Origin of the sequence: Lysobacter sp. 1R34A (genome assembly GCF_051217035.1) — a bacterium.
Taxonomy (GTDB): domain Bacteria; phylum Pseudomonadota; class Gammaproteobacteria; order Xanthomonadales; family Xanthomonadaceae; genus Lysobacter.
Genome location: NZ_JBPKJP010000029.1, coordinates 30,835 through 41,749 on the forward strand (window position 1 = coordinate 30,835; position 10,915 = coordinate 41,749).

Sequence of the window (10,915 nt, forward strand, 5' to 3'; positions counted from 1 at the left end):
AGTCCCGACCGCGGAACCCCACTTTCACCAAGATCGAGCGAATGATGCGATAAATCCCGAGCCGCACGGAAATGACCATGCGCAGATGCCCCGCATCCCTGCTCTCATCTACCACGGAGCCTGGAACTCCTTGCCTGGAGATACCTGGTCAAAATTTCCAATGCATCCTCGATATCGGCCTGAGGTTGCTGGTAAGAAAGTACATGCTTCGCTTTGACGCAGTCGCAATTCCTCATCCGGTTCACCTGTGCCATCGTCGGATCTCGCGGAACAAAGTACTCTCGGTACCAACCATCCGAACGATTGCAAAGATTCGGGGCATCCTTTTTGTAGCAAACTACCAGGGTGCAAATCATTTCGCCGAATGGAGTGAGCTTGTCGGCCCCCTCTTCAGGACCCGGCCCCTTATTGCCCATCTGATTCAGTTGATCCTGGCGATAGTCGCGCACACGGTCCTCCATGCTGCTGCCATCGCCGCTGCGACTGTTTTGGTACTGATTCCACGGGTTAGGCGTGCTTCCGGGAGTGCCAGGAAGCTTTTTTGATTGCAGCCCGTAGAAGTCCACGGAATCCATTGGCGCGCCGTCCGCGTACGCATACGTGCTTATGCCGCCCCGAAGCCCGATCGGATCGCTCCGCACATACCGCCCCGACTCTGGATCATAGTCGCGAAAGTAGTTGTAATTCAGGCGACTGGCCTCATCGTACCTTTGCCCCGGATACCGCATATCAAATACGAACTCGACACCATCCAAATCGGGATCCTGTCCCGGCTGGGTCGCTCCAAACGCCTCCCCCTTGATCTGCCACTTCCACACCGCCACGTTACGCGCGGGATCGATCACGACCCGCGGGCTGCCCAAATGATCCGGCTCGATGTAATGCAGTTTCTGCCCGCCGCCAACATCGTCGAGTAGACCGACAGGGAGGCCGTCCAGCCACACCACTTGCTGCAGCGCCGCGCCCGTATCGTCGTACTCGCCCAGCCAGCGTCCCGATTCGTCGTAGAACGCATGGCGCGCCTGAGTTCCGATGTAGCGCCTTACTTGTTGTCCTTGCCCGTTATAGGCATACCGCATAGTCGTGGAGCCGTTGGCCTTGACCTGGCTCATCCGCCCCAGATCGTTGTAAACGAACTCGCGCGCCGGACTGCCGATGTTCAAGGTATTGCCGGCTGCGTCGTAAGTTCGGTCCACGCCGCCGACGCTCTGCAAGCGATGGCTGGTGGCCGGATAAACATACGTCTGCAGCCCACCGCCGTTCTGCATGCTCAGACGGTTGCCGGTTGCGTCGTAGCGATAGCTTTCCAGCGCGGTTCCGGTAGGGCCGTCCTGAGTCTGAGCCAGCCGGTTCAAGGCGTCGTACTCATACCGCGCCAAAATCTGGGACTGATCGGCCGTGCTTAGCTGCTTCACGTTGCCTACCGCGTCGCGTTGCAAGTAAACCGACAGGCCATCCATCGGCGAGCCCAGGAGCTTATAGACGTTGTAGTTGCGGTCCAGACCACGGGTCATTGGACGTCCGTTGCCGTAAGTCCAACCCACAGGCGAACTGTATGGGTAGTAATCCACGGAGGTCACCAGAATCTCGCGGGCGACGCCGGGCCGGGTTACGCCGACCTCGATGATCTGACCGTGGGTGCTGCGAACGTAATCGGCGACGGTGCCGTCGGGGTAGGTGATCGACTTCAGCGCGTCCGCATCGCTGTAGCCATAGCGCAACGTAAGAACAGGGCCGGTAGTTTGAATCGTCTTGCGCACCATGCGGCCGAAGCGGTCGTAGCAATAGCGTACGGTGCCGCCGGTGCCGCTGGTCTGGCTAAGCCGCCCCTTGGCATAGGTTTCGCCAGCAGGACAACCCTCGGCGACGGTGTCGTAGGCGTAGCTCGTGCCCAGCGCCGCGTCGGGATACGACTCCTGCGCCAGCCGCCCCAGTCCGTCATAGCTGTAGCTGGCGATAACATCGCGAGCATCGGTGCGGGTCTTGCGGTTGCCCGCACGGTCATACGTGTAGCTCATGGTGCCGGTATCGGGACTGACCAAGCGAACCAAGCTACCGAATGCGTCGTACGTATAGGTCGTTTCCAGACCCTTCGGATCGATCACCTTGACCAGCTGATCCAATGCGTCGTACTCGAAACGGGTCTCGGCGTTGATTCGTCCGGCACCGACGTCCTGCAAGTTACGCACCAATCGACCCAGCGGATCATGGTCGTCGTCGCCGATACGACCGAGTGCGTCGGTTATCTTATCGGAGCGGCCCGCCGCGTCGTAACTGTATTGGGTCTCGTGGCCCAGGCCGTCTTTGTAGGTCTTCAGCTGGCCGAGCGCGTCATAGATCCGGGCGAGCGTTCGATACATCACGCCGTCGCTTTTCTTGAAATCTTCCTGGACCCGCTGGCCCGCTTCATCCAAGGTATAGCGGATCGCCGAGCCGGAGCGGTCCTCGACGCTGATGAGTCGGTGCGCTGCGTCGTAGCCGTAACGCGTGAAATTGCCGTCGGGCAGCGTCACTTGCTTGACCAGACCACTCGGAAAGTATTCGATGCGCGTGATCAAGTCATCGGTTTCGACCGCCGCGTCCGGCCCGCGGACCTTTTGCGCGCTCAACCAGCCTCGCGAGTGATACTCGGAGTCGGTTACTACGCCATTGGCATCCTTGCTCGAAAGCACGCGGCCCGAGGCGTCGTAGCCCAGACGCTCGGTGACCATGCCGAGCGCATCGGTGATCTTCCACAGATCGCCCTTCCGATAACGGCACGAAGACCCGACCGCACAGCCGATATCGTCGTTGGGGTAGTAGTCGTAACGGGTGACGTCGCTTACATCGGTTCTCGGCCCGTCGACGGAAATCGTCAGGCCGGGCAGCGGACACAAGCCGATAGCCACGTCGGCCTGCTCGCAGTACGTCGTCGCGATCACGCGAGTTTCGGCCGCATTGCCCGGGTCGACCACGGAGACCGTCAACGGTTGGGCGCGCGCGTTGTAGTTGATATCGGTCTGGGCGATCAACGCATTGGTCGCGTCGTAGCGGCGGACCCGCGACGGCCTTCCCGCTTGCGCATCCCAGTCGGTCTTGGTGGCGCGCGTATGCGCGGTTGCCGCGCCGGAGGGAGAAAGCCCTTCGATGCGCGAACTCTCGCGCACTCCATCGCTAGCGAAGTCAGTCCGCGTACCGCCGGCATCGGTCGTAGAGGTGGCTCGGTCGCTGGCGTAGCTCGCCAGCATAGTCTGTGATTCCCCAGTTGCAGCGGCGATCTCGACCTTGATCGGCTTCTTGTACGCGTCGGCACTGAAGGTAAACGTCTGGATCGCCCCGCCGGGCAAGGCGACCTTGGTCGTGCTGGCAGAAACATAGTGCAACGCCACCCGTCCCACACCGCCCGCATGTTCGCTCGCGGTGACGCGGCCCTTGTCGTCATACGAGTAGGTCGCATACCGGTCGCCGTTCTCGTCAACCACACCGGTGAGGTGATTGGGGAACGCGGTTGCGTTGCATGGCGACACCACGTTCCCCAGATGATCCAGGCACAGCCGGTTCGCCTCCGCGTACAGGTATTCCCGTCCTACGCCCGTTGGGCCGCCATGACGGGCGCGTACCAGGCGCGCCGAGGCGTCGTACTCGTAGTGCATTAACACCGTGCCGCCCGAAGAAATGCTTTGCAAACGGATCGCACGACGCGAACCGGCCGAGCCACCGGGCAGGGAAACCACTATGTAGCCGAAACGCAGCTCCCTTCCGCTCGCGCTAACGACGCGGGCAAGGCTGGCGTCGTCAGGACAAGAGTCTGCGCCGAGCTCTACGCCGCCGCAGCGCTCGAACACCAATACTTGCGCTCCGCGCTCGCTGCGCCGGAGCCGGCCGTTCGCATCGAACCACAACCGGCTGCCATCCGGCAGCATCAGTTCCCACACCCCTTTCGCCGCGATCGTCGCCGGATCGATTTGCTTGCGCAGCGCCGTATCGTTGCTGCTCGAAGGCCGGTACACACCGGATGTCGCGGTTTCGGCAAACCACTCCACGTAACCGTCCGCGCGGACCCAAAAAACCGGGCCGCCCCAGATATTGACGGTAAGGCGATCCGAGAAGGAATGCGCCCAGTTGTCGCTCATCCCCGATTGGAGATCGAAATCGCCGATCGAATTGTAGGTTCGCGAGAAGCTCCACCCGTCCCAGTCGAAGTCAGATTCGCGATACTCCTTATTCCCGGTATCCGTTGCGCAAGGGTTGCCGACTCGGGAATTGATCGACTGGATACCCGCCGGCTTCGGACAGCTGGGCGCGTATTGCTTGACGATCTTGCGGATTTCACCGCGCGCGTAGTTGTGGCAAATCAGCGGCCAAGGGCCGATTCGCGGATCATTCGAACGATTGTCCGATGCGTGGAAAAGCGGCGGACACTCATAGAGGTCGGTACGGTTAGGCGCAAACGCGTAGTCCGTGTTGCCGGTGCGTGGATTGTGCACCAGGACATAGCGCTGGCTGCGCGAGTCACCCGGTTGCGGCGTCGGATTGGTGTATACGGTCGCCGCCCTCTCGCCGCCAAACCAGCCCGCAAACGGCTCGGAGATATAGCTGCCCTGGAGGCTTGCGGTATATTCGTTGAGCAGTGGGTAGGCTTTCATGCTTGCCGCCACCATCTGCGCTTCGGTATCGCATCCGTTGGTCGAACAATCGGTCTGGTTGCCGCTGACGTGCCCGCTGTAGTAGTCCTCGCTCCGCACGTACTTACGCTTCGGAACGGAGTACTTCAGAACGACATCGGTACCGAGGTTGAGCACCTCGGTCCTTTCGAGCAACGCATTACCGATGGGAGTTGCCGGCTCGGTGCGCAGATAGGCCTCCGCTTCGGCCAGGGTACCGAAGTTCTGATACTCCAGGTGCGGCATATAGCGCGAGGCGACATAGACATGATCCGGCGCCAGTTGCGCCGCGACTGGCGCACAGGCAAGAAACCATGCGAAAAAGACCACAACCGGGGTCCAGGGACGAGCACTCAGCCGCATCGAAGAATTCCTTTCACTGAAGCTGCCGCACTTGCGGCGAGAAGCTACTGCTGGCCGTACTGGCGCCGGCCCTCGAACACAGGCGAGGCCATCGCATTGTCAGCGACCAGAGCGCCTCGTCACAAGACCGGGAAACACCAAAATGTGACCTGAGGAAGTAAAGCATTCGCTGGCTGTCCGCTGGGAACCGTCGATTCTCAGGCTCGACGGCATGGCTGGTCCGAAGCATTGATCTTGAGGGCTTGCGCGTCGTCGTCGCCGTCGCCGTTGGCGGCGTCGATGGCGGCGTCGATGGCGATGGCGAATATCACCGGCGGCGCGGGATCGAATTCACGTCGAAACCACTACCCGAATCGTGCCGAAGTTGCACGATAGGCGCTTACGACACTCCTTCGATTCACCGGCGTATCGACTTACGTCAACTGCGCATGCGAGCGGCGATGAAGACCTACCAGAATCTGGCACGGATCAACATGTGGGCCACAAGGACAGCGACGAAGCCAAGGTCTACATCCTGCCGAAGAAGCTCGACGAAGAAATCGCGCGCCTGCACCTGGAAAAGATCGGCGTGAAGCTGACCACCCTGACCGAAGACCAGGCCAAGTACCTGGGCGTCTCGGTCGACGGCCCGTACAAGCCGGACCACTACCGCTATTGATCGGTCCCGCCGCGAGGCGGATCGATGCGACACGAAACGGGCGCTTCGGCGCCCGTTTTTTTTTGCGATCTCTATTCCTCGCGACGTTCCCTCGCCCCGGCGCCCTACATCGCTCACCGCAGCGACGCCGCCAACCGCGGCATCCCGGTCGCGGCTCGCGCCGCCCCTACCCCGAAGCCGCGCATCCAAGGGTAGGAGCGGCGCAAGCCGCGACACGCCCCCGCAAGTACGGTGCATCGGCTGAAGGGAGGCGTGTAATGGGCCACACAACACACTGATGCCCCCATGGCTGAACCGGCGAACCATCCGCCGACCTAGGGTCCTACCGAGGCTGGCAGGCGCAATCGCGGCCGCTAGGCTGGCGGCGCAACCCTGCAGGAGCACGCCATGATCCGCCCCATCGACGGCCCGTCGTTTCCGAGCTACACCCCGCCTGCCAACGACCCGGCCCCGGTCGAAGTCGGCACCCCGGCTTACTACGAACAGCGCCTCGCCGACTTCCAGGCGCGCAATCCGGGCGTGGAACCGCCGGACTACTACCTGGGCTATGGCGACAAATACATGGAACGGTTCGCCGCGCTGGACGGCACCGACCTGTCGCCGGAAGGGCTGGAATGGCGCGACAAGACCACCCTCGCCCTGCAGACGGCGATCGAGGACTACCGCATCCGCGACCCGCAAGGCTTCGCCGAGCTGGAGCGCGACTCCGCCGCGTTCCGCCGCTTCGCCTTCGCCAGCCATCCCGACGCCTACGTCGACTCGGGCCTGTACGACTTGTCCGTGCAGGACCTGACGGTGATCGCGCTGACCCCGGACATCGGCGACGTGCTCAACCAGGAAGGCATCGACCAGACCAAGATCACCATCGGCAAGCTCGAACCCGAAGACGTGCCGGAGATCCTCGGCGACACCGGCGTGCAGTACCTGCGCGATGCCGGCCCCTTCGCCTTCACCCCGCTGGGGCCTTCGCTCGCCCTCGGCAAACAGGGCGAACGTTTGTTCGACCGTTTGACCGAACAATCCTGGTTCCCGGACATTACCGACCTGCCGCCGGTAGCCGTGCCCGATCTCAACCTGGACCTGTTGCCGGACGTCGACTTGCCCGACGTGAGCCTGCCGGATATCGATCTGCCCGATATCGACCTGCCGGACGATGTGCCGGGTATTCCGGGGATTTGAAGACTCCGCGGCTAAGCTGGAGTAGCGCCGCGAGCCTCGGCACCGTGTTCGCGGCTCGCGCCGCTCCTACCCTTGGATGCGCGGCTTTGGGGTAGGAGCGGCGCGAGCCGCGACACGTTGCTGCCCGATGGAAGCATCGATCACGTAAGCGCATCGCTAGGCGGCTTAGCTCAAGCGGCAGGCCAGTGCGGCGACCGCTAGGGCCTACGAACGCCGCAACGACCAAAACGGAATATCCCGCCTCAGGCGATAGCCATTGCGTTCGTACAACCCGACCGCGCGCGGGTTTTCGTGGCTGACGTGCAAAAAAGGAATCCGCCCGCGAGCGTGGTTGTCGTTGGACAGGAATCTCAATAATCGACGCGCATGGCCCTGGCCGTTGAAGTCCGGGTGGGTGCAGACGGCGCTGATTTCGGTGTAGCCGTCCATGCCCATGCGTTCGCCGATCATCGCCGCGAGGCGGCCGTCGCGGTAGACGCCGAAGTAGCGGCCCAGGCGCATCGTGTGCGGGCGGAAGTAATGGGGGTATACCAGGGCGGTCAATGCGAGCACATCGCCGCGCTGGTCTTCGCCGAGTTCGACGATGTCGTTCGTGTCCTCGCTCGCCGGGGCGCCGGCGATCGGCGCCTCGCAGATCATCTGCGCGAGGTCCGCGAGGTGCTCGAGCTCCCAGCCGGGTGGCACTGCCGGTGCGCGGTCGAGCAGTAAGACGGTGTCCTGCGCCGGCACCAGTTCCTCCAGAGCGGCCGCGGCGTCGGCGCCCTCCTCGGCCACGCCCATGAACGGCGCGACCTGCGCCGGGTAGCGCGCGAGCGGCCCAGCGCTCAGCGCCAGCGCGGCGTGGCGACTGCGCAGGGACGACCAGATCGGGTTATCGAGAGCATGGGGCTCGGCGGCATTCATCGGCTCGTACTCATGGGAATGGGCGACTTATCGCGGTAATGACCCCAGTTTAGGCAAGCGCCGGCCCGGACTGGAACAGGCTTGTTTCATTCATCGCGATAGAGAGATATTATCCAGTCACCCACCACCGTGCGACTCGCCCATGCTGCCGATCAGCTTCGAGTTCTACCCGCCCAAGACCGACGAGCAGCGCACCCAGCTGGACCGGTCCGCGGCCAAGCTCAAGCCCTACTCGCCGAACTACGTGTCCTGCACCTTCGGCGCCGGCGGCTCGACCCTGAGCTACACCCCCGACACGATCCAGCGTCTGCGCGATAAGCACCGGCTCGACGCCGCGCCGCACCTGTCCTGCGTCGGCGGCACCCGCGCGGAGATCCGCGAGCTGTTGGCGCGCTATCGCGAACTGGGGTGCCGGCGCCTGGTGACCCTGCGCGGCGACCTGCCCTCGGGCATGGCCAGCGCCGGCGACCTGCGCTACGCCAACGAGCTGGTCGAATTCATCCGCGCCGAGACCGGCGACCATTTCCATATCGAAGTCGCGGCCTATCCGGAGACCCATCCGCAGGCGCGCGACGCGCTGTCGGACCTGGAGAACTTCAAGCGCAAGGTCCGCGCCGGCGCCGACGGCGCGATCACCCAATACTTCTACAACCCCGATGCGTACTTCCGTTTCGTCGACGACGTGCGCGCCGCCGGGATCGACATTCCGATCGTGCCGGGGATCATGCCGATCTCGAACTTCAGCCAGCTGCGGCGGTTTTCCGACCTGTGCGGCGCCGAGATCCCGCGCTGGATCGGCCAGCGCATGCAAGCCTACGGCGACGATGTCGACAGCGTGCGCGAGTTCGGCGCCGATGTGGTCGCGCAGTTGTGCAGCCGCCTGATCGAGGGCGGCGCGCCGGGCCTGCACTTCTACACCCTCAACCTGGCCAAGCCGACCCTGACGGTGCTGTCGCGCATCGCCTGAAGCATTCAGGCACCTGAAAGAACAAGTGCAGGCGTCAAGAAACGGCTTTGCACGGCGAGCGCCGATGACGAATTGCTAGCAAAGGTCTCATCTCCGACTTGTCCTGCGACAAGTTCGGTCTTGAGCGGCGAGACGGCGCGGTAGCTCACTGCCAGCAGGACGCATCGCCACGACGGGCGATGCCCTCGCGACCGCCGTCGGAGCCCCGCGCCCCGACGCGCAGCGGTCCTCACTGGAGAGAGCGCATCATGTCCGCACGCAAGTTGCTGCCGTTGAACCTCGCCATCGCTCTGTCGCTCGGCCTCGCCGGCGCCGCCTCGGCCGCCGAACCGGCCCCGCTGTTTTCTTCGCCTGCCGTCAGTCAGATACGCAGCGCCAACTCCGATACCGCCTACCAGGCCGTCAAGGCCGAGCGCGCCGCGGTCAAGGTCGACCTGGTCCGCGCCAACACCGCTCAGATCACCGAGAATCAGCAGGAACTGCTGCTCAACCTCGCACCCGGCGTCAGCCTCAAGGCGCACAAGCTGCAGGCCGAGCGCAAGTCCGACGGCGTGGTGATCTGGCAGGGCCTGGTCGGAGACCCGAACACCCAGCTCAAGCGCATCAACCGGTTCACCGGCGCCGAACTCATCGGCGATCCGGAGGAATCGGCCACCATCGTGCGCCAGGGCGATCAGATGTCCGGCACCGTGCGCAGCGGCGGCAAGCTCTACCGCATCGATCCGCTCAAGAACGGCGGCCACACCATCAGCCTGATCGACGAGGCGCTGATGCCGCCGGATCACCCGGCCGCGGGCTACACCGCCAAGCCGATCGTGCCCTTCCTCAACGACCCCAAGTTCAATGAGGCCGCCGCCGGCGAGAAGGCTCCGGTCACCGTGCGCGTCATGGTGGTCTACACCCAGGCGGCCGCCAACGCGGTCGGCAACATCACCACCAAGTCCAACCTGGCGATCACCGAGAGCAACCAGAGCTTCGCCAACAGCGCGGTCAACGTGCGCTTCGAGCTGGCCGGCAACTACACCAACAGCTACGTCAGCGCCGGCTTCGACACCGACCTGAGCCGCTTCCGCGGCACCAGCGACGGCTATCTCGACAGCTACCACACCACCCGCAACACGATCGCCGCCGACGTCAACGTGTTGATCATCACCGACCCGGCGTACTGCGGCCTGGGCTATCTCAACTCGAACGCGGCCAGCGCCTTCAGCGTGGTCGGCAACACCTGCATGACCGGCTACTACAGCTTCGCCCACGAGATCGGCCATAACTTCGGCGCTCACCACGATCCGAACAACGGCACCAACGGCACCTATGCCTACGGCCACGGCTATTGGGCGCCGAACAAGACCTGGCGCACCATCATGGCCTACAGCTGCGGTTCCAACTGCCCGCGCCTGAACTATTGGTCCAACCCGAACATCACCTACAACGGTGTGCCGATGGGCACCGCGGCGAAGAGCAACAACGCCCGCGTGCTCAACGAACGCGCCGCCACCGTGGGTGCGTTCCGCTGACCGCCGCCTAGGCGACAGCCGCGAGGGCGCAGCCCGTGGGCTGCGTCCTTGCACCACGCCGCGGCGATCCGGCCGCGGCGTCGGCGGCGCGACGGCGGCGTCACCGTGGCCCCCGGCCCGCGTTCGGTATCGCCGCACTGTCCCTCGCCGCCCCTCGGCGCTAGTCTTCGCCGATGCCTTCGTTCGCCCGCCTTTGCCTGTTGTTGTCGTCGACCGCCCTGTGGGCCGTGGCGATGCTGTACCCGGGCTCCGCCCCGGCGCAGATCCGCCGTTGCACCGACATCCACGGCAATTCGGTCTATACCGACCGCGACTGCGCCGCGGTCGGCGGGGTCGACCGCCTGCCGCGCGGCGCCGCCGCCCAGCAGAAGCAGCAACAGGCCTACGTCGGCGGCTGCGCGCGCAATCTGCGCGACCTGATCGGGCTGATCACCAGCGCGATCGACGCCCACGACAGCAACCGCCTGGCCTCGGCCTATCACTGGGCCGGCATGTCCGGCGACCAGGGCTATGCGGTGCTGCAGCGGCTCGACGCCATCGCCCAGCGCCCCTTGCTCGACATCGCGCCGATCCTATCGTCGCCGTCGCCGCCACCGCCCGAACCGAGCGGCGTGGGCTGGACCACCTTGCCGCCGGCCGCGCCGAACGACGCCACCGCGCCCCTGCCGCCGATCCCGGCGCCCGC

At 64.2% G+C, this 10,915-nt stretch carries 5 protein-coding genes and 2 pseudogenes; 5 read left to right on the top strand and 2 right to left on the bottom strand.

The window, feature by feature from the left end; translation table 11 throughout:
• Positions 1-104: 104 nt before the first annotated feature.
• Positions 105-5,006 carry an RHS repeat-associated core domain-containing protein gene (locus tag ACSAMQ_RS09415; protein ID WP_435395395.1) on the bottom strand — a complete coding sequence of 1,634 codons (4,902 nt, stop codon included), beginning with the start codon at positions 5,004-5,006 and terminating at the stop codon, positions 105-107.
• A gap of 452 nt (positions 5,007-5,458) precedes the next feature.
• Between ACSAMQ_RS09415 and ACSAMQ_RS09420 the strand changes: the two are divergent.
• Positions 5,459-5,664, top strand: a pseudogene (locus ACSAMQ_RS09420) (adenosylhomocysteinase); the annotation flags it as partial.
• A 387-nt stretch (positions 5,665-6,051) separates the two neighbouring features.
• Positions 6,052-6,843 carry a hypothetical protein gene (locus ACSAMQ_RS09425; protein ID WP_435395396.1) on the top strand — a complete coding sequence of 264 codons (792 nt, stop codon included), beginning with the start codon at positions 6,052-6,054 and terminating at the stop codon, positions 6,841-6,843.
• 204 nt (positions 6,844-7,047) lie between these two features.
• Here the strand turns inward: ACSAMQ_RS09425 and ACSAMQ_RS09430 are convergent, their stop codons facing one another.
• A complete protein-coding gene (locus ACSAMQ_RS09430; RefSeq protein WP_435395397.1) occupies positions 7,048-7,746 on the bottom strand; it encodes a GNAT family N-acetyltransferase in 699 nt (232 codons plus the stop codon).
• A gap of 142 nt (positions 7,747-7,888) precedes the next feature.
• Here ACSAMQ_RS09430 and metF point away from each other — a divergent pair, with 142 nt between their 5' ends.
• The 3 genes and pseudogenes from metF to ACSAMQ_RS09445 form a co-directional block, all read left to right on the top strand.
• The gene (gene metF / locus ACSAMQ_RS09435; protein ID WP_435395398.1) at positions 7,889-8,713 is read left to right on the top strand and encodes a methylenetetrahydrofolate reductase [NAD(P)H]; all 825 of its coding nucleotides are present in this window, start codon (positions 7,889-7,891) and stop codon (positions 8,711-8,713) included.
• Positions 8,714-8,961: 248 nt separating this feature from the next.
• Positions 8,962-10,230: a M12 family metallo-peptidase gene (locus ACSAMQ_RS09440; RefSeq protein ID WP_435395399.1), complete on the top strand. Its 1,269-nt coding sequence runs from the start codon at positions 8,962-8,964 to the stop codon at positions 10,228-10,230.
• 173 nt (positions 10,231-10,403) lie between these two features.
• Positions 10,404-10,915 (top strand): annotated as a pseudogene (locus ACSAMQ_RS09445) (hypothetical protein); the annotation flags it as partial.